General features: G+C 44.5%; 27 protein-coding genes. 16 read left to right on the top strand and 11 right to left on the bottom strand.

The window, feature by feature from the left end; genetic code table 11:
• Window positions 1-22 precede the first annotated feature (22 nt).
• Both mnmG and B2U56_RS08670 read left to right on the top strand, forming a co-directional pair.
• Window positions 23-1,921, top strand: coding sequence for a tRNA uridine-5-carboxymethylaminomethyl(34) synthesis enzyme MnmG (gene mnmG, locus B2U56_RS08675; protein WP_286953376.1), 1,899 nt, complete (start codon window positions 23-25; stop codon window positions 1,919-1,921).
• Entirely contained in the window at window positions 1,899-2,372 is a 474-nt protein-coding gene (locus tag B2U56_RS08670) for a DUF721 domain-containing protein (protein ID WP_213700516.1), read from the top strand. The genes mnmG and B2U56_RS08670 overlap by 23 nt, the downstream gene beginning before the upstream one ends.
• Window positions 2,373-2,415: 43 nt before the next feature.
• Here B2U56_RS08670 and B2U56_RS08665 read toward each other — a convergent pair whose 3' ends face one another.
• A complete protein-coding gene (locus tag B2U56_RS08665) occupies window positions 2,416-3,612 on the bottom strand; it encodes a M20 metallopeptidase family protein (RefSeq protein ID WP_286953373.1) in 1,197 nt (398 codons plus the stop codon).
• A gap of 168 nt (window positions 3,613-3,780) precedes the next feature.
• Between B2U56_RS08665 and B2U56_RS08660 the strand changes: the two genes are divergently transcribed.
• The 8 genes from B2U56_RS08660 to B2U56_RS08625 all read left to right on the top strand — a co-directional run bounded on the left by B2U56_RS08660 (window position 3,781) and on the right by B2U56_RS08625 (window position 11,225).
• The gene (locus tag B2U56_RS08660; RefSeq protein WP_286953372.1) at window positions 3,781-4,533 is read left to right on the top strand and encodes a hypothetical protein; all 753 of its coding nucleotides are present in this window, start codon (window positions 3,781-3,783) and stop codon (window positions 4,531-4,533) included.
• A 42-nt stretch (window positions 4,534-4,575) separates the two neighbouring features.
• Complete coding sequence (locus B2U56_RS08655; RefSeq protein ID WP_286953369.1) at window positions 4,576-5,454, top strand: YitT family protein; 879 nt, start codon at window positions 4,576-4,578, stop codon at window positions 5,452-5,454.
• A 33-nt stretch (window positions 5,455-5,487) separates the two neighbouring features.
• Window positions 5,488-6,339, top strand: a complete 852-nt coding sequence (panC, locus tag B2U56_RS08650) for a pantoate--beta-alanine ligase (protein WP_213700512.1) — start codon at window positions 5,488-5,490, stop codon at window positions 6,337-6,339.
• A 444-nt stretch (window positions 6,340-6,783) separates the two neighbouring features.
• A complete protein-coding gene (locus B2U56_RS08645; protein ID WP_213700511.1) occupies window positions 6,784-7,764 on the top strand; it encodes an aspartate-semialdehyde dehydrogenase in 981 nt (326 codons plus the stop codon).
• Window positions 7,765-7,778: 14 nt separating this feature from the next.
• Window positions 7,779-8,663, top strand: coding sequence for a 4-hydroxy-tetrahydrodipicolinate synthase (dapA, locus tag B2U56_RS08640; protein ID WP_213700510.1), 885 nt, complete (start codon window positions 7,779-7,781; stop codon window positions 8,661-8,663).
• Window positions 8,663-9,325, top strand: a complete 663-nt coding sequence (locus B2U56_RS08635; protein ID WP_213700509.1) for a 4-hydroxy-tetrahydrodipicolinate reductase — start codon at window positions 8,663-8,665, stop codon at window positions 9,323-9,325. Before dapA ends, B2U56_RS08635 begins: the two co-directional genes overlap by 1 nt.
• The gene (dapD, locus tag B2U56_RS08630; RefSeq protein ID WP_286953365.1) at window positions 9,295-9,993 is read left to right on the top strand and encodes a 2,3,4,5-tetrahydropyridine-2,6-dicarboxylate N-acetyltransferase; all 699 of its coding nucleotides are present in this window, start codon (window positions 9,295-9,297) and stop codon (window positions 9,991-9,993) included. The genes B2U56_RS08635 and dapD overlap by 31 nt, the downstream gene beginning before the upstream one ends.
• A 17-nt stretch (window positions 9,994-10,010) precedes the next feature.
• Window positions 10,011-11,225, top strand: coding sequence for an aspartate kinase (locus B2U56_RS08625; RefSeq protein WP_286953364.1), 1,215 nt, complete (start codon window positions 10,011-10,013; stop codon window positions 11,223-11,225).
• Between the two features lie 107 nt (window positions 11,226-11,332).
• Here B2U56_RS08625 and B2U56_RS08620 read toward each other — a convergent pair whose 3' ends face one another.
• The 5 genes from B2U56_RS08620 to B2U56_RS08600 are packed head-to-tail and all read right to left on the bottom strand — an operon-like array spanning window position 11,333 to window position 14,047.
• Window positions 11,333-11,650, bottom strand: a complete 318-nt coding sequence (locus tag B2U56_RS08620) for a NifB/NifX family molybdenum-iron cluster-binding protein (RefSeq protein WP_286953363.1) — start codon at window positions 11,648-11,650, stop codon at window positions 11,333-11,335.
• 10 nt (window positions 11,651-11,660) lie between these two features.
• On the bottom strand, window positions 11,661-12,539 hold the full coding sequence (locus B2U56_RS08615; RefSeq protein WP_286953362.1) for an ATP-binding protein: 879 nt from the start codon (window positions 12,537-12,539) through the stop codon (window positions 11,661-11,663).
• Window positions 12,536-13,381 carry an ATP-binding protein gene (locus B2U56_RS08610; protein ID WP_286953360.1) on the bottom strand — a complete coding sequence of 282 codons (846 nt, stop codon included), beginning with the start codon at window positions 13,379-13,381 and terminating at the stop codon, window positions 12,536-12,538. The genes B2U56_RS08615 and B2U56_RS08610 overlap by 4 nt, the downstream gene beginning before the upstream one ends.
• A 9-nt stretch (window positions 13,382-13,390) precedes the next feature.
• On the bottom strand, window positions 13,391-13,741 hold the full coding sequence (locus tag B2U56_RS08605) for a NifB/NifX family molybdenum-iron cluster-binding protein (RefSeq protein ID WP_213700459.1): 351 nt from the start codon (window positions 13,739-13,741) through the stop codon (window positions 13,391-13,393).
• A gap of 15 nt (window positions 13,742-13,756) precedes the next feature.
• Window positions 13,757-14,047, bottom strand: a complete 291-nt coding sequence (locus B2U56_RS08600; protein WP_213700458.1) for a DUF5320 domain-containing protein — start codon at window positions 14,045-14,047, stop codon at window positions 13,757-13,759.
• 98 nt (window positions 14,048-14,145) lie between these two features.
• On the opposite strand from B2U56_RS08600, the gene B2U56_RS08595 reads away from it, so the two are divergent.
• Window positions 14,146-14,709 carry a Fur family transcriptional regulator gene (locus B2U56_RS08595; RefSeq protein WP_286953358.1) on the top strand — a complete coding sequence of 188 codons (564 nt, stop codon included), beginning with the start codon at window positions 14,146-14,148 and terminating at the stop codon, window positions 14,707-14,709.
• Between the two features lie 141 nt (window positions 14,710-14,850).
• Complete coding sequence (locus B2U56_RS08590; protein WP_286953356.1) at window positions 14,851-15,285, top strand: hypothetical protein; 435 nt, start codon at window positions 14,851-14,853, stop codon at window positions 15,283-15,285.
• Window positions 15,286-15,410: 125 nt separating this feature from the next.
• Here the strand turns inward: B2U56_RS08590 and B2U56_RS08585 are convergent, their stop codons facing one another.
• The gene (locus tag B2U56_RS08585; RefSeq protein WP_286953354.1) at window positions 15,411-16,190 is read right to left on the bottom strand and encodes a creatininase family protein; all 780 of its coding nucleotides are present in this window, start codon (window positions 16,188-16,190) and stop codon (window positions 15,411-15,413) included.
• A 189-nt stretch (window positions 16,191-16,379) separates the two neighbouring features.
• Here B2U56_RS08585 and iadA point away from each other — a divergent pair, with 189 nt between their 5' ends.
• Both iadA and B2U56_RS08575 read left to right on the top strand, forming a co-directional pair.
• Window positions 16,380-17,561 carry a beta-aspartyl-peptidase gene (iadA, locus tag B2U56_RS08580; protein ID WP_286953352.1) on the top strand — a complete coding sequence of 394 codons (1,182 nt, stop codon included), beginning with the start codon at window positions 16,380-16,382 and terminating at the stop codon, window positions 17,559-17,561.
• 220 nt (window positions 17,562-17,781) lie between these two features.
• Window positions 17,782-18,399: a PHP domain-containing protein gene (locus tag B2U56_RS08575; RefSeq protein ID WP_286953457.1), complete on the top strand. Its 618-nt coding sequence runs from the start codon at window positions 17,782-17,784 to the stop codon at window positions 18,397-18,399.
• On the opposite strand, the gene B2U56_RS08570 is transcribed toward B2U56_RS08575, so the two are convergent.
• The 3 genes from B2U56_RS08570 to B2U56_RS08560 are packed head-to-tail and all read right to left on the bottom strand — an operon-like array spanning window position 18,396 to window position 21,146.
• Window positions 18,396-19,271 (bottom strand): hypothetical protein, encoded by an 876-nt coding sequence (locus B2U56_RS08570; RefSeq protein WP_286953350.1) that lies wholly within the window; start codon window positions 19,269-19,271, stop codon window positions 18,396-18,398. The genes B2U56_RS08575 and B2U56_RS08570 overlap by 4 nt on opposite strands.
• Before the next feature lie 40 nt (window positions 19,272-19,311).
• Window positions 19,312-20,079, bottom strand: a complete 768-nt coding sequence (locus tag B2U56_RS08565; RefSeq protein ID WP_286953349.1) for a polysaccharide deacetylase family protein — start codon at window positions 20,077-20,079, stop codon at window positions 19,312-19,314.
• Window positions 20,080-20,081: 2 nt separating this feature from the next.
• A complete protein-coding gene (locus B2U56_RS08560; protein ID WP_286953348.1) occupies window positions 20,082-21,146 on the bottom strand; it encodes a class I fructose-bisphosphate aldolase in 1,065 nt (354 codons plus the stop codon).
• Between the two features lie 96 nt (window positions 21,147-21,242).
• Between B2U56_RS08560 and B2U56_RS08555 the strand changes: the two genes are divergently transcribed.
• Entirely contained in the window at window positions 21,243-22,115 is an 873-nt protein-coding gene (locus B2U56_RS08555) for an NAD(P)-dependent oxidoreductase (protein ID WP_286953346.1), read from the top strand.
• A gap of 52 nt (window positions 22,116-22,167) precedes the next feature.
• Here B2U56_RS08555 and B2U56_RS08550 read toward each other — a convergent pair whose 3' ends face one another.
• Window positions 22,168-22,599: a thioesterase family protein gene (locus B2U56_RS08550; protein WP_213700452.1), complete on the bottom strand. Its 432-nt coding sequence runs from the start codon at window positions 22,597-22,599 to the stop codon at window positions 22,168-22,170.
• A gap of 75 nt (window positions 22,600-22,674) precedes the next feature.
• Between B2U56_RS08550 and B2U56_RS08545 the strand changes: the two genes are divergently transcribed.
• Window positions 22,675-23,109 carry an MOSC domain-containing protein gene (locus B2U56_RS08545; RefSeq protein ID WP_213700451.1) on the top strand — a complete coding sequence of 145 codons (435 nt, stop codon included), beginning with the start codon at window positions 22,675-22,677 and terminating at the stop codon, window positions 23,107-23,109.
• Window positions 23,110-23,151 lie beyond the last annotated feature (42 nt).

The following is a 23,151-nucleotide window of genomic DNA, read 5'->3' as shown; positions in this document are numbered from 1 at the left end:
TAGAAAAGGTGAGACGAATCAAATGGAGCAAAAAAAGTATGATGTAATTGTTGTTGGCGGCGGCCATGCAGGATGCGAAGCATCTTTAGCCGCGGCACGCATGGGAGCGAGAACGCTCATGCTGAACCTTTATCTTGATAATACGGCGCTTATGCCTTGTAATCCATCTATTGGAGGGCCGGCGAAAGGTCATCTTGTAAAAGAAGGAAATGCCTTGGGAGGAGAACAGGCCCGGGCAGCTGATTATTCTACAATGCTCGTACGGTGGCTTAATACATCAAAAGGGCCGGCAGTTCAAGCGTTACGGGCCCAGTGTGACCTTCGCGATTATCATGATCATTTTATATGGACCATAGAAACAACCCCCAACTTGGAAGTACATCAAGATATCGTGACAGACCTGTGGATCGAGAATGGTTCCATTCGCGGCGTTAAGACGAAATACGGTTTTACCTATGAAGCAGGCGCTGTTATTTTAACAACAGGTACTTATTTACGAGGCCAGGTTCACATTGGTCTTTTAAACTACTCTTCTGGCCCCATGGGACAAGTGCCATCTACCGAATTGAGTCGTTCTCTTCTTGAGAATGGTATCGAAATGGGGCGCATGAGAACAGATACGACCCCCCGACTTCATATAGACACTATTGATACATCCTCTCTCATTGAACAGAAAAGTGCTGAAGAACCCCTTTGCTTCGACCTCTGGGGAGAGAAAAAGACATACACCGGATATTCCTGTTACCTGACTCGGACGAACAGTTATCTTCATAATATTATCCGCGAAAACCTTGAGCGATCTCCTCTTTGGACAGGGCTCATGAGTGGTCTTGGCCCTCGATATTGCCCTTCCATTGAAGACAAAATAATCCGTTTTCCAGATAAGGACAGTCACCTTGTCTTTTTAGAGCCTGTATCACGAAAAAATAAGGAAGTCTACGTACAAAATTTTTCAACAAGCTTGCCCTACGATGTTCAGGTTGAGATTGTTCATGCTCTTCCTGGCTGTGAAAAAGCCCAAATTACACGGGCTGGCTACGCAATTGAGTATGACTATGTCATACCAACTCAGCTTGCTCCTTCTCTTGAAACAAAAAATATACGGGGACTTTTCTGCGCGGGACAGATCAATGGAACATCAGGGTATGAAGAGGCGGCAGCACAAGGGATAATCGCTGGTATGAATGCGGTACTCTATACGAGAAAAGAAGCTCCTGTTGTACTTAAGAGGTCAGATGCCTATATCGGCGTACTCATTGATGATCTGGTGACAAAAGGCACAAACGAGCCCTATCGCATGCTTACAAGCCGCTGTGAATATCGCTTGCTTCTCCGTTTCGACAATGCTGATCGTCGTCTCGCCCCTATAGGAAGACGAATGGGCCTTATCGATGATGGCAAGTGGCAGATATTGCGGGAGAAATGGGCGGCTGTGGATCATGAAAAAGTGCGACTTTCAAACCTGAGGATAAACCCATCTGAAAAAGTTAATGATTGGTTAGTCCGCGCAGGCTCTTCTCCCCTTGAAGAAAGTGTCAGGGCGATAGATCTTTTGTGCAGGCCAGAAGTGACCTATGGTGCCATGAGACCTTTTTTGCCTCTAATAGAGCGGCCATTAACGGATGAAGAAGCCCAAAGCCTTGCTATTGAAGTAAAGTATGCTGGATATATTGAGCGCCAGCAGCGTCAGGTTATCCGGCTTAGCAAAGGTGAAAAGGTCTATATTCCTGAAGATTTCAGTTATGATGAAGTTCCTGGTCTACTTTCGGAAAGCCGACAGAAGCTCGAAAAGATCAGGCCTCAAAATCTTGCTCAGGCAAGCCGAATATCAGGGGTGACACCAGCAGATATACAGCTTCTGTCTGTTTATCTTGAAACCAGAAGGAGGCGGAAGGAGCGTGGTATTACGCCATCGTCATGAGGCAAGTTCTGTTGAGACTTTACTCGAGAGCATCTTTTCTTCAAATGGGAAAAAGCATATTCTTCTCTCTCATGTGGCCCAGCACTGGCAAAAGATAGTAGGCAACGTTCTCTCGAAACGAAGCCGGCCTTTTGCCATTGAAGGAACGTTGCTTTGTATTCGAGCAGAAAGCCCTGCAGCAGCTCAGCGTCTTTCTATGATGGGAGCTACAATTGCTCAAAAAGTCAGTAAAGAGTGGGATTTGCCTGTTTCCGGCGTTAAGGTCGTTATTGGGAAGATTTCTGCTCGGAGGATTCCAAAAACAACAGGAAAAAAACAGGTTCTTATAACACCTAGAGCAGATGAGATTTCTAAGAATCTGGAACGTTTAAAGGACCGTATTGATGACCCTGATATAGCTATCTCTCTTGCAACGTTGATGGCAACGTGGAATCGCAGATTTGGCAAATGAAACGTTCTGGGAAAATTATCCAGGGCGTTATCTATTCTGTAACTTAATTAGCGTGTGTTGCCAGATAGTGATAGGCTATGCCTGATAAAAGAGCTGAACCTGTTTTAAGAACGTCTTCATCGATCTGAAACTTTGGATGATGATGGGGGAAATCAATGCCTTTTGCGGAATTCCCGGCCCCGAGGAAGAAGAACGCAGATGGGACGTGATGCCCGAAATAACTAAAATCTTCAGAACCCATCACAAGGCGGCACTCTTCCACATTGTCTTTTCCAACAAACTCTGCGGCAACATTCATAGCCATAGAGATCATTTCAGAATCGTTGATCGTAGTCGGTAAAAATCGTTTATAATCGAGCTTGCCTTCGCAGCGGGAAGAGATGCATTCACCCTCAACAATTCTGTGCATTGCTTCTTCTATATGATCTTGAACCTGGGGGTTGAAGGTTCTCACAGTTCCGTTTATTTTGACAGAGTCAGGGATGATATTGAAACTATTTGAATTTGTCTTAAGACCACCCAAACTTACAACGGCAGTTTCCTGGGGGTCAATTTCACGGCTTACAATAGTATGAAGGGCTGTTACTATTTTAGCCGCCGCTACCGTAGGATCTACGGACAGTTCAGGGGCAGAACCGTGGCCGCCCTTCCCTTTGATCGTGAGATACCATCCATCAGCAGAAGCCATGATAGGCCCCTTCCTATAGGCCACTTTACCAGCGGGGATGGGGGACCAAATATGAAGGGCCGCAGCAGCGTCAACACTCTCTAATGCACCCTCTTTGATCATAGCTAAGGCACCGGATTTAATGCCATGTTCCTCTGCGGGTTGAAAGATGAGGCGTACTCGTCCCTGGATCTGCTCTTTTATTTCAGCTAGAATATGCGCAGCGCCGAGAAGCATGGCTGTGTGAGCATCGTGGCCACAGGCATGCATGTTATCGTTTGTGGAGGTATAGGGCAGTCCAGTTTCCTCTTTGAGGGGAAGGCAGTCAATGTCAGCTCTCAAAGCGATGCAATGAGAATTTTGTGTGCCAGTGATTTCAGCAACTACACCTGCTTCTGTGCCGCCAAAACCGACTTGAAGAATGGAGAATCCAAGAGCTTTTAATATTTCGATAATTTTTTGCGTGGTTTGTACTTCTTTCCATGATAGTTCTGGATTTGCATGGAAATGCCGCCTAAGATTAATGATTTCATCTTCATGTTTAGCAACTAATTTTGAGATTTGATTGAACATTATATATTCCTCCTGTTAAATTTATTTAAAACCGGAAATGTCTCTTGTTAAGATGAGAATAATGTTAACAGAATATAAGAAATTCACAGTGTTATAGATATATAATACAATTTAAATAAGGATTATGTATCATCAAACAAAAGAAATTGTAAATAGGGTGGTGAAACTATGAAAAAATACAAATTCTTTTGGATGATAAGCCTAAGCTCCTTGTTTTTTATTCTTTTGTGCAGTGGGGCATGGGCTAATAGTTGGGATGATCTAGTACGTTTCTACGATCTTGATAAAAGAATGACATATGAAGCCCATATTCTTCGGCAAAAGCTGCTTCAGGAAGCTTGTAACATTTCTTCAGAAGAACTTTGGCGTTCCCTGCGGCAAAACCTTACACCGAGGCAGAAAGCCGCAAATAGTCTCTTGCTTATCGAAAGGCTATGTTCTGGAAATCTACAGAATTGGGAAGAAGTGGAAGGGTTTTGGTATCCAGGGCTCATGCCTAAGCCTCTGGCATTGATAGAAGGATTTTATTTTTCGCTTTGGTCGCTGTCAGAGCTGCCTGACGAGGCCTCGCCGTGGCTCGCCTTTACTCTTATTAAAGACCTGCGCTCTTCTTCAAGGGGGAAGCTCTATTTTCTTGAAATGGCTCCCCATGAGTACGGTGTGATACTCAAACAGCTTAAAGCTCGTGGTGTTCCATTGCCTGATAACTGGTTTGATTTTGAGGAGAGAGGCTCGTTACCACTCATTCGCTCTTTTAGGGGACGGATTGGCTACGATAGCGCTCTTTTTAAGAATATGGTTTTTCTTAACAATGCCGGTCAGCCTTCCTCAAATGGTTATTATGCGTGGGACCGTGATAGGGGATATGTTTATCAGGTGTCAACCAGCAGTCGGAGACGTATTTTTATTATCTGGGATTAGTGATCCTTAAATACACTACACCAGGAGGCTGATCTTCTCAACATGCTTACTTTTTTGCCGTCGAAACTTAAACAGTTTCTTCAACGCGAGTGGCTAACAATAATCTATACTACTACCGGCACTATAATAATAAGCTTTGCACTTGTCGCTTTGATCATGCCATATAGATTTGCCAGTGCTGGACTGACAGGTATTGCCCTTATAAGTCATTATGCCTTGAATATTTCTCCAGCGTGGATCATTGCCATAGGAAATACTGTTTTATTGCTTTGGGGCTGGAAAGTACTGTCCCCCCGTTTTGTAATTTGGACTTTCTATGTGTCGATCTTAATGACCGTTTCTGTTATGTTTTTTGAACTTTTTACATATCCATTAATTCAAAATGTTTTTCTCGCGGCTATCCTCGGCGGAGTTTTAGGAGGCCTTGGAATGGGGCTCATTTTTCTGGGCGGAGGCTCCAGCGGGGGAACAGATATTATTGTTATGGCGGCGAGAAAAAAATATGGTATTGATGTAGGCATGTACTCTTTTTATATAAATATGGGGATTCTTCTTGCCTCGTGGTTTGTAGTGGATCTGGAGCAGCTTCTCATGGGTGGGGTTCTTCTCTATATTGAAAGCCTTACCATTGATAACGTGCTAAAATCATTTGATCGCAGAAAACAGCTGATGATCATTACTCAAAAGCCGGGAGAAGTAAAGCGTTTCATTATTGAAGAGCTCGACAGAAGTGCCACAATTATCGATGCCCGAGGTGCCTATTCAGGAGAACCTAAGAATATGATAATGGTGGTGCTTACCAGAAGACAGGCCATGGAACTTAAACGACACGTTGTTTCAATTGATCCCATGACTTTTATTATTCTCTCGGATGTGGCTGAAGTGGTTGGAGATGGATTCAAACATTGGAAAAACATTTAATAGGGCACAGAAGGGGAGGGCGAGACGAAACAAATGGAAATTGTAAACAATATCGATTCAATAAGGCAAAAACTAGCTTGTAGCAGACGGCAGGGAAAAAGCATTGGTTTGGTTCCTACTATGGGGTTTCTCCATGAGGGTCACCTTTCTCTTGTTCGAAGGGCGGCGAAAGAAAACGATATAGTTGTGGTGAGTATTTTCGTCAATCCCACCCAGTTTGGGCCTCAAGAAGATTTTGAGAGCTATCCCCGTGATCTTGAGCGTGATGCCCTTCTAGCCGAGGAGGCTGGCGCGAATTTTATTTTTTACCCAACAGTGGGTGAAATGTATCCTCAGAAATATGAAACCTTTGTAGAAGTAACGGAATTGACAAAGGAACTTTGTGGACGTTCCAGACCAGGGCATTTCCGGGGGGTAACCACTGTAGTTACAAAACTTTTCAATATTATTCTTCCGGACAAAGCCTATTTCGGACAAAAAGATGCTCAGCAGGCTATCGTTATCCAGCAGATGGTGAGAGATCTCAATCAGAATGTTGAAATTTGCGTTTGTCCCATAATTAGAGAGAAAGATGGCCTTGCTATGAGTTCTCGTAACACATACTTAACGCCTGAAGAGCGAGAACAATCTACTGTTCTCTCCGCATCCCTTGAAATGGCTCAGCAAATGGTTGAAAATGGGGAACGGGATGCCGCAAGAATTAGAAAAGCAATAGAAGAGCTCATACTCAGCAAAGACAAAACCCGTATAGACTACGTGGAAATTGTAAGCGCCCATAATTTGAAACCTATTCAAGTTCTTTTTGGCAAATGCCTCATTGCGTTGGCTGTAAAATTTGGGGCTACCCGTCTTATTGATAATATAATGGTAACGGTAGCTCAATAAGGAAGAAGGAATCTCAGTCTAATTGCGGGATGACGTTACCCTCGTCTAATGCGAAATCTTTTCCTTCTCTTGACAGTTTTATTTTTGTTTCGTATAATCCGACCCAATCCATGTGAAATGGAACTTTATAATTCTACATTGTTAAAGGCGATGAAACAAGGCGCTTTTCCAGGTCGAAACCTTACCAGAGATGGGTGTTCAGCGGCTGAGAGGCATCCTTAAGGGGACAGGAAAAGCCAAAAACTTGTGGAGCTGGAGTGGAAAGGTGAAAGAACTGGAGTACACTCACGAAATTGTCTTCACGTAACGAAGACCGAGTTGGGACACATGTAAAAATGTGTTCAAGCAGGGTGGTACCGCGGGCATTTAGATTTCAAGAGGCTCGTCCCTTCGGGGACGGGTCTCTTTTTTTATTGGTTGTCAGGCAAAGGAGGAGTAATAATAATGAGGGTAGCAGTTGTAGGCGCGACAGGTGAAGTGGGACGGACAATGGTTCGGGTACTTGAAGAGCAGGGAGTTAGACCGGACGAACTTCGACTTTTTGCTTCTGCCAGATCAGCTGGAACATCTTTGTCCTTTTGTGGAAATTCCTGTAAAGTTGAAGAGCTAGGGACTGAAGTCTTAAAAGAAGGTTTTGACTACCTTCTTTTCTCTGCTGGTTCCAATGTGTCGAAACAATATGCTTCCATAGCTGCAGAAGCGGGATCAGTCGTTATTGACAATTCATCCGCCTTTAGAATGACTCCTGATATCCCTCTCGTAGTTCCTGAAATTAACGGGGATCTCTTGCGAGGGTACAGAGGTATTGTGGCCAATCCAAACTGCTCCACGATTCAAATGGTTCTTGGGCTCTATGAAATTCATCGTCGTTTTGGAATAAAATCTATAGTTGTGAGCACCTATCAATCGGTATCTGGAGCGGGAAAAAATGGAATAAATGAACTTGAGAGTCAAATTTCAGGCCATGTGGAGCCTAAAAAATTCGTTCGTCAAATTCATCTCAACGTAATTCCTCAGATTGGGGCAATTCTGGAAAATGGATTCTCGGAAGAAGAGATGAAAATGGTTGATGAAACTCATAAGATTCTGCGGGACGATTCTATAGGCATTTGGGCCACCACGGTACGTGTTCCAGTACTTTACGGCCACTCGGAAACAATTTGGGTAGAAACGAGAAAGCCGGCATCTCTTGATGAGGTTCGAAAAGCCATAGAGGCGAGCGAAAACGTAGAATTGACAGATAAGGTGATCTCGCCTCTTGATGGCGCTGGAACAGATCTTGTCTATGTTTCCCGTCTTCGAGCTTTTGATGATACACGGTTCTTAATGTGGAATGTAGCGGATAATATTCGTGTTGGAGCGGCAACAAACGCCGTTCGCATCTTAAAGAAACATCGAGCTCTTAATGCTCGCAGCTTTGAATAGGAGGTGTGTGGTCTATGTTTAGCGGAACAGGAACAGCAGTGGTGACCCCTTTTAAAAGCGGGAAGGTAGATTACGAGAGTTTTGAAAGATTTTTGAACTTTCAAATCAACGGAGGCGTAGACTTTCTTGTTGTTCTTGGGACAACAGGAGAAGCGCCGGCTGTAACGGCTAAGGAACGGGAAGAAATAGTCCGTTTTGTAGTAAAAACAGTTGAGGGAAGGGTTCCTGTTGTAGTAGGAACCGGCTCCAACTCCACGGAAGCAGCCATAGAACTTTCTAATCAGGCTCTCTCGTTGGGCGTAGACGGTGTTCTTGTGGTGACCCCCTATTACAATAAGCCTCCCCAGGAAGGTTTATATCAGCACTACCGCACCATTGCCTCCCGCATTAATAAAGGGCGGCTGATCATTTATAATGTACCGGGTCGTACAGGGGTCAACATACTGCCTGAGACAGTACTTCGTTTAGCTGAGATAGAGAATATTGTTGGTATTAAAGAAGCTTCCGGCGATGAAGCTCAGGTTGACTACCTCATTCGAAAAATGCAGAAACAGCGTCCCAACTTCTTTATTCTTTCAGGCAACGATGACCAGGCTTTCCACCTTGTCAATGCCGGAGGAGACGGGGTTATTTCTGTACTTTCCAATGTGGCGCCCAGAGAAACGTCAACAATGATTCGTTTCGCCCTTGATGGCGAGATAGGGAAGGCCAGAGAGCTTCACTTGCGGCTTTTCCCCTTGATGAAGGGGCTCTTTTGCGAAACCAACCCCATTCCCGTCAAGTATGGAGTGAGTCGCCTTGGATATTGCGAGAACGAGCTTCGTCTCCCTCTTATTCCTGCATCCTCCAAAGCTATGGCCGTGGTTGATGAAGCCCTGAAAGAGAGCGGCATCTACTAATGCGTTACGGACTTGTGGGAGCTTCCGGCCGGATGGGGCAAGAAATTCAGAAGGCTTTTGCTGAGCATACCCTCTGTCTCACAGTGGATATAAACGGTGAAACATGTGACGATACTCCTCAGGTTATAGTTGATTTTTCTAATCGCATGGCATTACCGCGTACTATTGAGCTTTGCCGTTTGCACAGAGCTGGATTGGTTGTTGGAACCACGGCTATTGTGCAAGAAGACATAGAGCTCCTTCGCAAACTGGGAGAGACGGTTCCCGTTGTCCAGAGCTTTAATTTTTCCGTTGGTGTCAATATCCTTAAAATGGTGTTACGACAGTTTGCTCCGTACCTTGAGGACTGGGATCTGGAAATATGTGAAACTCATCATAACAAGAAAAAAGATGCCCCATCAGGTACAGCTATTTTGATGAGAGAGGTAACAGGGCGTAATTGCCCCACCCATTCTCTTCGAATGGGGGGAGTTCCTGGTGATCATTCCGCATTCTTTGCGAATGAGGGAGAAGTTCTTGAATTTACCCATCGCGCCCTTTCCCGTTCAGTTTTTGCCTTGGGAGCGTATCGTGCGGCCCAGTTTGTTGTTAACGCCGAGCCAGGATTTTATTCTTTCGAGGAGGTTATCGCATGCGCACCGAGGAAATCATCAAGCTTATAAAGGAATCAAAGAAGCGGACTCCTGCCAAGGCCTATCTTTCTGGAAACCTTGAGAAGTGTGCCTGGGGAGAGTTGACCTTTATTGGCAGCAACCATTTTGGCATGCTTATAGGCGACCACAAAGAAATAGAATTGGCCCTTTCTGCCAATGCGTCCCATATTGATGGGACTCATATTGAAGTGGAGGCACGAAATTCCGCTTTGCCCCTTGCGGATTTGACAAAATATGATGCTCGTATTGAGCCGGGAGCCATCATTCGCGATATGGTGGAAATAGGCAAGGGCGCAGTTGTGATGATGGGTGCCGTTATTAACATTGGCGCCGTTATCGGGGCAGGCACCATGATAGATATGAACGTTGTTGTAGGTGGGCGGGCTGTTGTTGGCGCTAATTCCCATATCGGCGCAGGGGCTGTGGTAGCTGGGGTCATTGAGCCTCCAAGCGCTACACCAGTCATGATAGATGACAATGTTTTAGTGGGAGCCAATGCTGTTATTCTTGAGGGTGTGCATATTGGGGCTGGGGCAGTTGTGGCTGCAGGGGCTATTGTAACGAAAGATGTGCCCCCAGGAGCTGTGGTAGCTGGCTCTCCAGCCCGCATCATAAAAATGGTCGATGCTAAAACTGCTGATAAAACTCAGATCGTGCAAGACCTGAGGAACCTCTGATTGGGAGGTTTTAGAAAGTGATCGTACAGAAATATGGCGGATCGTCAGTTGCGACACCAGAAATGATTCGAGCCATAGCAGAAAAAATAAAGATGCGTGTGGAAGAAGGGGAAAAGCTTATAGTGGTTGTTTCAGCTATGGGAAAAACCACCAATAATCTCATTGACCTTGCGAACCAGGTTTCTTCAGATCCCCTTCCGCGAGAACTTGACATGCTTCTAGCTACAGGGGAACAGACGTCTGCGGCTCTTCTTTCAATGTCGCTGAACGATCTTGGTGTGCAAGCAGTATCATATAATGCCTTTCAGCTTGGCATGATCACCACAGGAACTTTTTGTAATGCCCGCATCGTGGATATTGACATGAAAAAAGTTGAACGAGAGCTCAATCAGCGTGATGTAATAGTTGTTACAGGTTTTCAGGGGATCACTCCAGAAGGGGAGATCACTACATTGGGCCGAGGGGGCTCTGATACGTCTGCTGTAGCTATTGCGGCAAAAGCAGGAGCCCGCTGTGAAATATATAGTGATGTGGCCGGAATCTATACCTGTGACCCTAAAATTTGCTCAAACGCTCAGAAACTCGACTATGTCACCTATAACGAGGTACTGGAACTTTCGTCCATGGGGGCAAAGGTCCTTCATTCGAGAGCTGTGGAAATAGCAAAAAAATATAACGTTGAACTGTATTGTGCCTCGACTTTTTCAGATGAAAGGGGGACTCTTGTGGTGGGTACATTGCCTGAATGGTTGGAACAGCCTGTTGTTACAGGAGTTACATCTGATCCCAATCAGAGAAAGGTTACAATCAGCCCTATGCCTGGGGGAATACAGGCAATGAGTGCTTTGTTCACGGCATTGGCTGATAAAGGAATAAATGTGGATATGATATCCACAGTAAACGATAATGGCCATTCTTACCTTACCTTTACAGTTGTTGAAGGAAAAGGTCCAGTAGTACGCAGTACGGTGGAAGAAGTAATGGCCCCCTATGAGGGCTGGCGCGTCACTGAAGATGATAAGGTTGCAAAAGTATCAGCAGTGGGCGTAGGTATGGAATCGGCTCCCGGCGTAGCTGCGAGATTTTTCTCCGCTCTCTGCAGGGAACAGATTCGAATGTATGGAACAAGTACTTCAGAAATCAAAATATCCACTCTTGTAGCGAAGACTGATGCCAATAGGGCAGTAAGGGCTCTAGTGCATGAGTTTGGTTTAACGGAGATTGAAAATTAGTTTGAGCCGCTTCATGTGAAGCGGCTCAAACTAATTCCCTAAGCAATGACATGTTTTACTTCTTTAGCAATATATTCTGTAGTGTGTTTTGCCATTTTATTTTTCATTTACGAAAGCTCTTTTACTTTGATAAGAGCTTCTTTCAGTGTCAATCCTTCAGCTTTTATATACTTTATGCCAGCGAGTTTTAAGGCATCTTTTGCATTGGTGCCTACATGGGGAACAATCACAATATCAATATTGTATTTTGAGAGAAGCCGAACAGCAGCTCCTCCTGCGCCATGTCCTTGTTCTAAAAGAGGATTTTGTATCGTCTCAAGAAGAGTTCCCTCCTCATCGAGAATGATAAAATAGGGAGCCCGAGCAAAGCGTTCAGCAATAGAGCTTGTAAGAGAAGGTTCGTTAACAGCAGCAGCAATCCGCATACTTTTCACCTCACCTTTTTATTATGTTAATCAAATTTGTTAGATTGTTATAAATTGAGTCTATCTCCGGGCTCAGCGCTTCTAAAGGAATCTCTTTTTTTGATATGGCTTCTACAACATTTGGTCGGAAAGGAATCGAACCTAGAAAGTGCCAATTTTCCTTTTCAGCCTCATTCTTTATTTCCTCTCCCTTTGCTTCTGAGAGATCAGATTTATTGAGAACAATGGCCAAAGGAACTTCTAGAGAAGCGCAAAGCTTATTGAGACGAAGAAGATCATGAAGTCCAGACAGCGACGGTTCCGTCACTGCAACGGCCAAAGTTGCTCCTGTAAGAGCCGAGATAGCGGGACAAGAGATTCCCGGAGGCCCATCAATAACGATAAATGAAATCCCCTCTTTGAGAGCTTCCTTTCTGCTCTCCTTTTTTAAACGAGCTACAAGCATGCCTGAATTTTCTTCACCAGCATGAAGACGAGCATGCCAGAGTGGACCATAAGTTGTTGTCCCTCTCCAATATTGCCCCTGTTCATATGAATGCATGGATATCGCCTGATGGGGACATACCAGGGCGCATCCGCCGCACCCTTCACATTTCCATGGCAATGATGTGATTTCGTCATCTCTCTTTTCAAGAGCATTAAAACGGCAAAACCCGACACATCCTCCGCAAACAGTACAGCGATCAGCGTCTATTTCAGGAATCTTTCTTCCTGTAAAGGAAAAGGTTTGCTCGTCTTGTGGATGAAGTAAAAGTTGAAGGTTGGGGGCGTCTACGTCAACATCGCAAAATAGGGCTTCCCCTTCAAATAACACACATAAGGCCGATACAATTGATGTTTTTCCTGTTCCCCCCTTGCCGCTTACGATAACTATTTCTTTTGGAGTCATGACAGCACCTCTTTGACATGGTTAAGAATATCCGATGCGGCTTCATGCCATTGTTTATCAATTAAAATGGGAGCGATTCCCTTAGCATAAGCACGAGCGACTTCTTTTGAAAAAGGCAAACGCGCAAGAATAGGCAGAGCCAGATTCTTGCAAAATATTTCAGCTTCTTCAATATTACCAAGATCAGAGCGATTAATAACTACGCCTGCAGGAATATGAAGTTCGCGAACTGTTTCTGCGGCCAGGGTGAGGTCGGAGAGTCCAAAAGGCGTAGGTTCTGTTACCAGTATCACAAAATTGGACTGTTCCACCGCGGCAACCATGGGACATGCATTTCCAGGAGGGCCATCAATAATTTGGGGAAAAGGAAAAGAATCTGCTCTTTTTAGAACAGTGTGAATCAATGGAACAGGATTGGGTTCACCGATATCTAATATCCCTTCAAGAAACCAAAAGGATCCCTGATTTTTGATATTCATTATACCAATGGAAGCCTTACTATCTTTAATAGCCTTTTGAGAGCATACAAGTTCGCATACACCACATCCATGACACAACTGCATATTGACAACTGGCGCATAAGTACCGAATTGATTGAGTGCCCCAAAAGCACAATTATCAGCACAGAGTCCGCATCCTTTACAACGAGCGGCTTCTATCTGGGGGACAACTTTATAAACATTTTCTTTCTTCGGATTTTTGACCTGAAGAACCAAACCAAGGTCGGGTTCGTCAACATCGAGATCAATAGCTGTCCCCTTACTAAGAGAAAGAGCAAGGGAGGCAGCGACACATGTTTTGCCTGTTCCTCCCTTGCCGCTTGCGACTGTCAATCGAAACATGGCGAGCTCCTAAAGAGAGGAGTGGTCATGGCTGCATTGATCAGAAAGAACCTCAAGATTTTGATTGAGAAAAGCCTCTATTGTTAACTCTATAGACAGCGGCTTAACGCAGAGAACATCTATTCCTTGCGCTCGAAGCATTGCTGAAGCTCTTCCTCCGATGCCCCCAGTAATAACCACATCCGCGCCTAAAGTTGCAATCCATTGAGGCATAGCCCCAGGCACATGTTCTCCTTTAGGTGTTGCATAAATCTTTCTTTCCACTTCTTTTTGATTTTCAACGTGAACAACAAGAAACTCCTCAACGTGTCCAAAGTGTTCAGATACGGTATCTCCATTTTTAGCGATAGCGATTTTCATGGGAAAGCTCCTTCATTATTTATTTTCTTCAAGTTCCGCCAAACGCTTTCTCATATTTTCCATTTCTTCCTCAAGCACTGATAATTCTTCTTGAAGCACATTTCGTTCTTCTTCTATGGAAGGTTCGTACCCCCAACCGGGATAAACTGGAGCACCCCATCCTCCCATTCCACGACCGAAACCGAAGAAACGCCTTCCCCAACGTGGAAACCTTCTATAACCATATCCACCAAATCGGCAATAACCAAAACCGCGCCCTGTCATTGGACCTTGCCCTCGTGGTCCACTTCCATCATAACCAGGCATATATATCCCTCCTTATTGATAATGATTATCATTTGCATATATACTATTCTCTGATAAAATAATTGTCAAGCCCTATGTTGAGAAGGAGTTTCCATTCTATGGAACACAATAAAAAGAAAAAGCGACAAGATTTTTTTGATATCCTTAAAAAAGCTGGATTTCGCCTTACAAATCAGAGACAGACGATTATAGACGTACTCATCGAAGGTGAAGCGGAGCACGGGAACATCCAGCTTATATGGGAAAAGGCCCATGAGAAAGATCCCTCCATAGGTATTGCTACTGTTTACAGAACGGTGGGGCTGCTCTCTGATATGGGACTGCTCTATCGTTTTTCTCTCGATGAAGGATTTGAACGTTTCGAACTTCCTTCTTCTTCCATACATTTTCATCTTTATTGCCGTTGCTGCGGAAAAGTGCTCCATCTTAAACATGAAGAGGAGAAAGAAAAGATTATTACAGAATGGCTTGAAGAGGCAGGATTTCAACCTATTCCGCAAAGCCTCGAGTTTGCTGGAATGTGTAGTGATTGCGCTTCTGAAGTAAAAGATCATAAAAAAATGAGAGACCTTCCGTGTATCCTGGAAGGCAGGGGGAGAGGAAGAGGGCGTTGTGGCCGTAGACAGGGGTGTTTCCGTCAACAGAATAACAAGACATTTTAGAGGAGCTGATTTTTTCGGACAGCTCCTCTGTTCTTACCCCAAATAATTCTCAAAATTCGTGAAATTATGCTAGTATAGTTACCACTTATTTCCCAATATTTTTTTCTGCCCCTTAACTATTGCTGAAAGGGGAGATACATTATGTTAGAAGAAAAAAACATAAGACTAGTGAAGATCCTGCTCGTGGAAAGAAAAGAAAAAGTGGAACAGGATATTTTTCAGAGTCTTAGAGAGTTGAAGATCTTCAATACTATTCATGTTGTTGGGAGTCGCTATGAGGCTTTAGAGTACCTCCGCCAGGTTGGAAAATATTGGGATAGGCCGAAACCTGATATTGTAATGGCAGATTGCGATCTTCCAGGCAATTGTTGTGAGGGACTTTTGTTTGAAATGCGTAACGATCCTGCTCTTTGCTATATCCCAATTCTTTTTATAACATCCCAGGATGAATCCGTTCCCTTTGAAACGTCTGATTACATGGCGCGTTTTGTAGAAAAACCCTTTTCAGGAAGCAATATACTCGAAGCCCTGATGTCTTTTGACCGCTTTGGTATGGCTGTTGTTAAAGCAGAATAACAATACGTGGAGCGGGAACATAAAACTCCACTCCACGTGTCGTATCTTTCCACACCTGTGGTTAGTTTATCCACATTTTAAAGGATGCAAAGTCAGATTTTCTTTTCTGCAGGACTATGTATTATCTAACTTTTTTCTCGTGAAAGAGAAACTTTAAAATATTCTGCAATAAAACGAATCAGGTACTCGGTGACACCTTTGAGAATTTCTTCTCCCCATTCCCTGTTCGCGTCTTCTGGGGCATCTGTTCCTCCATAGGTGCCGCTCGATGTGACGTCCTTAACATCCCGAATAATCCTGACACTTCCTTTTTCGAAGGTGACGATGCTGATATGAGTATTTTGGAGGCTGTCACTTACATGGTGAATATTTGCGGGGAAAAAATCCTTCATGTTGACCCATTCAGGTTTCAAAGCCATCATTACCGATGTTTCCTGCCCTGCCCCGTGCCCACCTGCCCATTTTGCGTTCAGCTCACCGGCAAGAGTCCACCAGTCCACAATAGCGGCGAGTCCGCCCCTTTTATAGACAGCAAGGGCTGCCTTATCGAGAGAGGGTCCGTTCCCGCCATGGCCGTTAAGAAAAATCATTTTTTTAATGCCAGTGTCCATGAGGCTCATGGCGATGCGTGTCATTACTTCTGAAAGAATTTCAACGCCCATGTCAATGGTTCCTGGAAAGGAAGCATGGTAGGGACAAACCCCATAAGGCATGGTAGGAAGCACCATGATTTTATCCGGGTAGGCGGCTTCGACTCTCTTGGCAAATTCTTCGGGAATGAAGTAATCTGTACCAAGGGGAGCTAGGGGGCCATGTTGTTCAACGCTTCCGAGGGGTATGAGGGCAACAGTTTCTTCTGTAATTTTTTCTTCCAGCTTTTTCCAGGTAAGAGAAGCTAGGTACATAGGGCACACTCCTTTATAAAAGCATGATATAAGTTTAGTATACTATAGGGGGACTGGATCCCAAAGCCCAACCGGGTCTTTTTGGGTTTGCACCAGGAAGTATATTTTGTAAAGAATTTGTGGATACATTAATATGTGCGCAGATGTTGTTTCGTAAGTTAAAAAAATTTTGAGGAAAAGATGGTATGAATGATGAATCTAATACTTATTAAAAACGGAGAGATATATAGCCCAGAATATTTGGGAAAAAGCGATCTTCTCATAGCGGGAGACTCTATTTTTTCTGTGGAGTCGTCAATTTCGGAAGATGCTGTCAAAAGCATTGCCCCTCACGCCATCATCATTGATGCCGGGGGAGCTCTTGTCGTCCCAGGATTTATTGATAGTCACGTTCATTTTAATGGTGCAGGTGGAGAAGGCGGTCCTCAATTTCGAACTCCTCCCCTTCAGCTGAGCAGTTTTATACGGGCAGGCATTACCACTGCGGCTGCGCCTTTGGGAACAGATGGTATTTCTCGGTCTTTAAGAGAGCTGCTTGCAAAAGCTCACTCCCTTGAAAATGAAGGCATCTCAACGTTTATCTATAGTGGTGCTTACGGTATGCCCTCTGTTACCATTACTGAGAATGTCGTGTCTGATATTGTACTTATTGACAAAGTGATTGGCGTCAAAGTCGCTCTTTCGGATCATCGATCCTCTCACCCTACTGTGGAAGAGCTTAGACGGCTTATCTCCGATGCTCGTATTGGCGGTATGCTGGCTGGAAAGGCGGGCATCGTAGAGGCCCATATGGGGTCAGAAGACTGGGGGCTGGAAATTATTGAGGAGGCCCTTTCAGGAACTCAAATCCCCAAAAGCCAGATTCTTCCCACCCATGTCAACAGAAATGAAAAACTTTATGCTCAAATCCTGAACTATTGCAGCAACGGTGGCGTGGCCGATCTTACAACAAGTATGGGAAGTGGGGGGCATACTGTAAAGGCGAGTGAGGGGATAGGCCGAGCAGTAGCCAATCAGGTGCCTCTCTCTCACCTTACTATGAGTACTGACGGAAATGGAAGCATGCCTGAATTCAATGCTGCAGGGGAACTCGTGAAAATGGGGATTGGGGAACCCTTATCTCTGTTCGCTGAATTTAGAGACACTGTTCTTGAAGAGCGTATTCCCATGGGAGAGGCCCTATCGTTGGTAACGAAAAATGTAGCAGCACGCCTTAAACTTACTAAAAAAGGAAGACTTGTTCCTGGAGCTGCTGGCGATGTGCTCATTATTTCGCCAGATACCTTGACCTTAGAGTATGTTGTCGCAAAAGGCGTCCTTATGATGAAGGAAAGGTCTGTCATTAAAAAAGGAATTTTTGAAGAGGTATAATAAATAAAAAAGAAGAAGCCACGGAGGGTCTTTAGAGAAAAATAGCCCCGTGGCTTTTTAAATTTCAAATTTATTGAAAACCATTTAGCATACTGTGCCAAATTCAAGTCAACCATGGTTTGAATTTATGAATTCTATTGACAGTTTAGAAAGCAGCCCTATAATTCTTTATGTTATAACTTGATATTATAATAGATATAATTTTTAGGAGGACGCTGCGCTGGTTATTGACACACATTTACATTCTGAAGAGTTTTCTTCCGATAGTTTTTTACCCATAGAAGAAGCAATTCAAAAGGGAAAGAGCATGGGGCTTGATGGAATCTGCGTTACAGACCACGAAAGTATGGGGATGCGCTCCTTTGCTCGCAAGCTTTCTGTTAAGTATGATTTTCTTATACTTGTAGGCCTTGAGCTCTTAACCTATGAAGGTGACCTTCTTGTTTTTGGACTTGATTCAGTCCCAGAGAAAAAAATGCATGCTTCTGACGCCCTGGAACTTGTGAACCGGCAGGGTGGTGTAGCTGTAAGTGCCCATCCTTTTCGTGATAACGGGCGAGGCATGGGGAATTTTATCCGCTCTCTTCCTGGTCTCAGTGGCATAGAAGCTTTCAACGGGAGTACTCGTCTTACCCATAATTTTAAAGCTCATGCCCTTGCAAATGAACTTGAGCTCCCTCGTCTTGGCGGAAGCGATGCCCATTTTGTAGAGCGAGTGGGACTATATGCAACGGCTTTTCCTGGAATTATACAAAACGAAAATGATTTTATAGGAGCTATTCGTACGGGGAATGTTTACCCTGTTGTTTATGATGTGAATCGGTTCGTCAAAGTTTAAAAGAAATAGGCAATCCATATAACAGCGGTCATTATGGCTGCACTTACTGGGGCTACGAGAAGATTATCCAGTTCGAATCTAAAAATTCCTTCAGTAAAAAGCGTAACGAGCCCTCCCCAAAGGAGTATAAGCCACGGAATTTGGGCTTCCGGCACCATGAGGCCATAAATAAAACTACCAAGTAAAGCTCCAGCAAGACACGCCAGGCTTCCCTCAAGGGTCTTTCCCTCAAACCATTTCAGTTTCCCCCATCGCTTTCCCACCAAAACAGCCCAGGCATCTCCTATAGTAGCCATGACTATAGCCTGTACCGATGCAGGGTCTGGGAAAAGGGAAGCGACAAAAGCGCCGAGGAGATAACATGTTGTCCCTGATATGGATTTTTTTCTTCTTTCATAACTGGCAGGAGCAATAGCTTTAAACCACCGCTCCAAAATAGGAACGTAACTGACGGTCTTTTCGCTTATGAATGCTATGGCAGTGGCGACCATAAGGGATTTGTTTAGAGCGCTTGGTCCCCATAAGGGGTAGATGATACACGGGAATATTAGGCCGCAGTACCTGAACATTTTTCTACGGGCAAGGGGATTATGGAAAGCCTTTATAAATGAAGGTATTTCTTTTGCCAGAGTGGAACGCCAGTTTATGATGAACCACACCCCTACTGGAATAAGGGAAAGAACTCCCCAAAGGTGGGTTTCTGCGTGAACGAACCCGAGGAACATGCCAAAAAGCCACCCTATATAGGCGCAAAGAAAAGGAGCGCTATAAAGGGTCAGCCACAGAGTAATGGCAGTGAAAAGGCCTGCTGCCATCTCTAAAGGAAGCAACACAAAGGAAACGCCCCCTAATAAAATTGCTGATCCTATCATTTTTCCTCTTCCTCTTCAGTATTAATAAGAGTTCCCGGTTTTATCGCAACGGATATTCTTGCAGCGTGACGAAACGAAATCCTTTTTTTTGGAGCATAGGGATGACCTTGATCAATCCTTCCGCCGTGTCGCTTTCTGGTTGGTTCATATGACATAGTATAATGTCTCCTGCCTTTGCCTGGAGGAGTTTTTTCACAATCGCATCTTCTGATAAGGTCGCTCCTTCATCCCCGGCAATGGAGTATCCAACAACGTTGTACCCGAGATCTTCAATAAGGGCAAGAGCTACTTCGTCATAATAATTTGTACCGGAACGAAAGAAGCGAGGTTGCCGATTCGTCACCTTCTCTATTATTACGGTTGCGTCAGAAACTTCTCTCATAACTTCTTCTACGCTGCCTGTTCCCGGTATGCCGTAAGCAGATCGGCCGGAAACAGAGCAGGGGCAGTGGTTCATACCGTGATTTTCTATTTCGAAAAGCGGAGATGATGCCAGTTCTTTGGCAATTTCTTCGTTGGCATTTATCCACCGCCCTGTAATAAAGAGAGTTGCTGGAATATGATGTTTGCAAAGCCAGTTTATAAGCTTTTTATCAAAGCCGTTTCCCCTTTTTCCTCCGCAGGCATCAAGGGTAAGGGCAACAACAGGTTCTTGGGTATTAAGACGGGTTCTGACCCCGGGAATGTCCTCTCCCCATAATTGGGGAGTAGCTGGGGAAGGAGCGAGTGCGTAGCCAATCCCCCCCGCGAAACACCAGCTCCAGATACATGTCAATGTAAAGAGGAGTGAAAAGATTTGTCTTATCATAATTATGCCAAAGCGATCTCCTTTTCAAGATAGACATTTTGTACATTTTGAATGATATGAATGCCTTCTCTGAAGGGGCGTTGAAAAGCCTTTCTACCAAGAATGAGCCCCATGCCCCCTCCTCTTTTGTTGATGACCGCCGTCTTTACCGCTTCTTTCAAATCGTCAGTGCCCATAGAAGCTCCGCCAGAACTGATGAGCCCCACGCGCCCCATGTAACAATTGGCGACCTGATAGCGAAGGAGGTCTATGGGATGTTCAGGGACAAGCTTTTCATATACTTCAGAGGAAGTTTTTCCAAAATGCAGATCACGGAACCCTCCATTAACGACAGGAAGCTTCTGTTTTATAATATCCGCTTCGATGGTTGCACCTAGGTAGTTTGCCTGTCCTGTGAGGTCGGCGGCGAGATGATAGTCTTTTTCTTTCGTTTTAAAGGCCTTATTTCGAAGATAGCACCAAAGAATGGTTGCCATACCCATTTCATGGGCCATACGAAAAGCCATAGAAACTTCCTGGATTTGCCGCCGTGACTCAGGGCTTCCAAAGTAGATAGTAGCTCCTACAGCTAAAGCTCCCATATCCTGAGCTTGTTTAACAGAAGCAAAAAGAACCTGGTCGTATGTGTTGGGATAAGAGAGAAGTTCATTATGGTTAATTTTAAGAATAAAAGGAATGCGATGGGCATATTTTCTTGCCATAGAGCCAAGAACGCCAAGGGTACTCGCCACAGCGCTGCACTCAGCTTCAATAGCGAGCTTCACTATGTGTTCAGGGTCAAAATAAATAGGATTGAGAGCAAAGCTTGCCCCCGCAGAGTGTTCCACTCCCTGATCCACAGGAAGAATGGAAAGATATCCTGTTCCTCCTAGCCGGCCTGTGTTAAAAAGCGTTTGTAACGAGCGTAATACAGGAATCGGACGGTCTGTTTCTGCGGAAAGGCGATCAACGAAATTAGCTGCCGGGGGGATAAGCATTTCCGATGGGATTCCCCAGCACGTGTAGTTGAGAAGAGAGTCCCCATCGTCTCCAAGAATCTCTTTTATTTCTTCAAGATACTGCGACATGGTCTATCCCTTCTTTCTTGGTTGATAGATATATCACAACTATCGTACCATACGTTATACTCAGAATGTAAAATTTGAAAGGGGTGAAGTTGCTTCATGAAAAACATCGGATTTATTGGTCTTGGAGTTATGGGGGCCAGTATGGCTGGTCATTTGCTCAAGGCAGATTATTCCCTCCATGTTTACAACAGAACCCGGGTAAAAGCGGAAAAACTGATTGAACAGGGAGCCACTTGGGAAGAAGACGTGCCATCTTTAGCTTCTAAGTGTGACTGTATTATTACTATGGTCGGTTTCCCCCGTGATGTTGAAGAGATCTATCTGGGACAGAGAGGTCTTATTGAAAATGCGCGGACGGGAACCTATCTGATAGATATGACAACCTCCAGTCCGGAGCTGGCAGCGCGAATCTATGTTGCCTCTAAAAAGAGAGGACTTAAGGCATTGGATGCTCCTGTTTCAGGAGGGGATAAGGGCGCGAGGGAAGGGACTCTTTCTGTTATGGTGGGAGGTGACCCTGAAGATTTCGATGAAGTTCGACCACTTTTTGAAGTGATGGGCAAGAACATTGTCTATCAAGGGGAGGCCGGAAGCGGACAACATACAAAAATGGCCAATCAGATTGCTATAGCTTCAAATATGATAGGAGTCTGTGAAGCTATTTCTTACGCCATTAAGGCGGGGCTCGACCCCGATAAAGTATTGGCTAGCATTGCTCAGGGGGCTGCAGGAAGCTGGTCTCTTTCAAATCTTGCCCCAAGGATGATCGCAGGAAATTTCGATCCTGGTTTTTATGTGAAACATTTTATTAAAGATATGAAAATAGCCCTTGAATCTGCAGATAGGATGGGGTTGGATACCCCCGGCTTGGAAATGGCTCTTTCCATGTATAAAAAATTAGCCCTTCATGGGCATGATAACGAAGGAACTCAGGCCTTATTCAGACTTTACAGTGCCCAAAAGGATTAAAAGAGGAGGGGCAGTTTTCAAAGACTGCCCCCTATATTTATATGTTTTAATGTTAGGGCATTTCCCGTATTTTATTAAGTTGGTTTACTCGTTCTATAGCCCGATCCATTAAGGCCATGTGATTGACGATCACTCGCTCATGGCGGGCAGTAAGGGTTACTCCGATGGCATCGGAGGCTGTAATCTCAAAGAAGAGACGGTTCCCTTCTATGGATGTTAGAGTAGCCTTGAATTCAACGGTAACACCTAACATAGACGTTGCTTCGTGAATTACTTCAATAGATTTGCCAACGGTGATGTATCCTTCAGGCAGAAAATGATCCACTGCCTTGATACATGCTCCAACAATGGCCTGAACACAGGCCGGAGTAGAAAGAAGCTGGTTGAGATGGATGTTCATATTACCAACAGTATCATCAATTTCGACAGTTTTCTTGATTGTGGCGGTAAGACCGGGTTGAAGAATATCTTTCACATCGAACATTGTCAGCCCCCCTTTAATCACTAATGTTATATTATTTTAACACTTGAGGACTATATAGACAAAGGGAGTGATAGCGTGGCAATACTTCTTGCCGTATGTATAAGCTCCAAAAGAAGTAGTCCGAAAAGGACTGTGGAAAAAGCTTTTTTCGCTTCTGGCGGAATAGAGGGAGATTCGCATTTTGGGTTCAATGAAAGAGAAGTCAGCCTCCTTCGCCGCGAAGACGTAGAAAAAACAGAGCAACAGGCAAATATTCTTTTTCCTCCGGGATCTCTCGCAGAAAACTTGCTTGTAAAAGGTCTTCCGGAAGACCTTTCTCCTGGTACTATTCTCGCCATCGGGGCTACTGTGAAACTTGAAGTTATAGAAAAAGGGAAAAAACCAGGAGAACCCCATACCTATGACTATATGGGCTGGTGTTTGCTTCCCATATGGGGTTATTTCCTCAGAGTTGTGCAGGGGGGAGAAGTTGTCCCTGGGGATCGTGTTTCTCTTTTAGAGACGAATTAGCAGGGAACAAAACCGGCTTGAAATATCCGCCATCCACCCTCT

It is taken from the genome of Aminobacterium sp. UBA4987, from assembly GCF_002396985.1.
GTDB classification, from domain to species: domain Bacteria; phylum Synergistota; class Synergistia; order Synergistales; family Aminobacteriaceae; genus Aminobacterium; species Aminobacterium colombiense.
The sequence above is the reverse complement of the archived record's forward strand: the minus strand, read 5'-3'. Positions and strand labels throughout refer to the sequence as shown.

What these genes read in the sequence shown, in the direction of transcription:
- mnmG (WP_286953376.1), top strand. Translation starts at nt 23, where the DNA reads ATGGAGCAAAAAAAGTATGATGTAATTGTTGTTGGCGGCGGCCATGCA.
- B2U56_RS08665 (WP_286953373.1), bottom strand. Translation starts at nt 3,612, where the DNA reads ATGTTCAATCAAATCTCAAAATTAGTTGCTAAACATGAAGATGAAATC.
- B2U56_RS08660 (WP_286953372.1), top strand. Translation starts at nt 3,781, where the DNA reads ATGAAAAAATACAAATTCTTTTGGATGATAAGCCTAAGCTCCTTGTTT.
- B2U56_RS08655 (WP_286953369.1), top strand. Translation starts at nt 4,576, where the DNA reads ATGCTTACTTTTTTGCCGTCGAAACTTAAACAGTTTCTTCAACGCGAG.
- panC (WP_213700512.1), top strand. Translation starts at nt 5,488, where the DNA reads ATGGAAATTGTAAACAATATCGATTCAATAAGGCAAAAACTAGCTTGT.
- B2U56_RS08645 (WP_213700511.1), top strand. Translation starts at nt 6,784, where the DNA reads ATGAGGGTAGCAGTTGTAGGCGCGACAGGTGAAGTGGGACGGACAATG.
- dapA (WP_213700510.1), top strand. Translation starts at nt 7,779, where the DNA reads ATGTTTAGCGGAACAGGAACAGCAGTGGTGACCCCTTTTAAAAGCGGG.
- B2U56_RS08635 (WP_213700509.1), top strand. Translation starts at nt 8,663, where the DNA reads ATGCGTTACGGACTTGTGGGAGCTTCCGGCCGGATGGGGCAAGAAATT.
- dapD (WP_286953365.1), top strand. Translation starts at nt 9,295, where the DNA reads ATGCGCACCGAGGAAATCATCAAGCTTATAAAGGAATCAAAGAAGCGG.
- B2U56_RS08620 (WP_286953363.1), bottom strand. Translation starts at nt 11,650, where the DNA reads ATGCGGATTGCTGCTGCTGTTAACGAACCTTCTCTTACAAGCTCTATT.
- B2U56_RS08615 (WP_286953362.1), bottom strand. Translation starts at nt 12,539, where the DNA reads ATGACTCCAAAAGAAATAGTTATCGTAAGCGGCAAGGGGGGAACAGGA.
- B2U56_RS08610 (WP_286953360.1), bottom strand. Translation starts at nt 13,381, where the DNA reads ATGTTTCGATTGACAGTCGCAAGCGGCAAGGGAGGAACAGGCAAAACA.
- B2U56_RS08605 (WP_213700459.1), bottom strand. Translation starts at nt 13,741, where the DNA reads ATGAAAATCGCTATCGCTAAAAATGGAGATACCGTATCTGAACACTTT.
- B2U56_RS08600 (WP_213700458.1), bottom strand. Translation starts at nt 14,047, where the DNA reads ATGCCTGGTTATGATGGAAGTGGACCACGAGGGCAAGGTCCAATGACA.
- B2U56_RS08595 (WP_286953358.1), top strand. Translation starts at nt 14,146, where the DNA reads ATGGAACACAATAAAAAGAAAAAGCGACAAGATTTTTTTGATATCCTT.
- B2U56_RS08590 (WP_286953356.1), top strand. Translation starts at nt 14,851, where the DNA reads ATGTTAGAAGAAAAAAACATAAGACTAGTGAAGATCCTGCTCGTGGAA.
- B2U56_RS08585 (WP_286953354.1), bottom strand. Translation starts at nt 16,190, where the DNA reads ATGTACCTAGCTTCTCTTACCTGGAAAAAGCTGGAAGAAAAAATTACA.
- iadA (WP_286953352.1), top strand. Translation starts at nt 16,380, where the DNA reads ATGATGAATCTAATACTTATTAAAAACGGAGAGATATATAGCCCAGAA.
- B2U56_RS08570 (WP_286953350.1), bottom strand. Translation starts at nt 19,271, where the DNA reads ATGATAGGATCAGCAATTTTATTAGGGGGCGTTTCCTTTGTGTTGCTT.
- B2U56_RS08565 (WP_286953349.1), bottom strand. Translation starts at nt 20,079, where the DNA reads ATGATAAGACAAATCTTTTCACTCCTCTTTACATTGACATGTATCTGG.
- B2U56_RS08560 (WP_286953348.1), bottom strand. Translation starts at nt 21,146, where the DNA reads ATGTCGCAGTATCTTGAAGAAATAAAAGAGATTCTTGGAGACGATGGG.
- B2U56_RS08555 (WP_286953346.1), top strand. Translation starts at nt 21,243, where the DNA reads ATGAAAAACATCGGATTTATTGGTCTTGGAGTTATGGGGGCCAGTATG.
- B2U56_RS08550 (WP_213700452.1), bottom strand. Translation starts at nt 22,599, where the DNA reads ATGTTCGATGTGAAAGATATTCTTCAACCCGGTCTTACCGCCACAATC.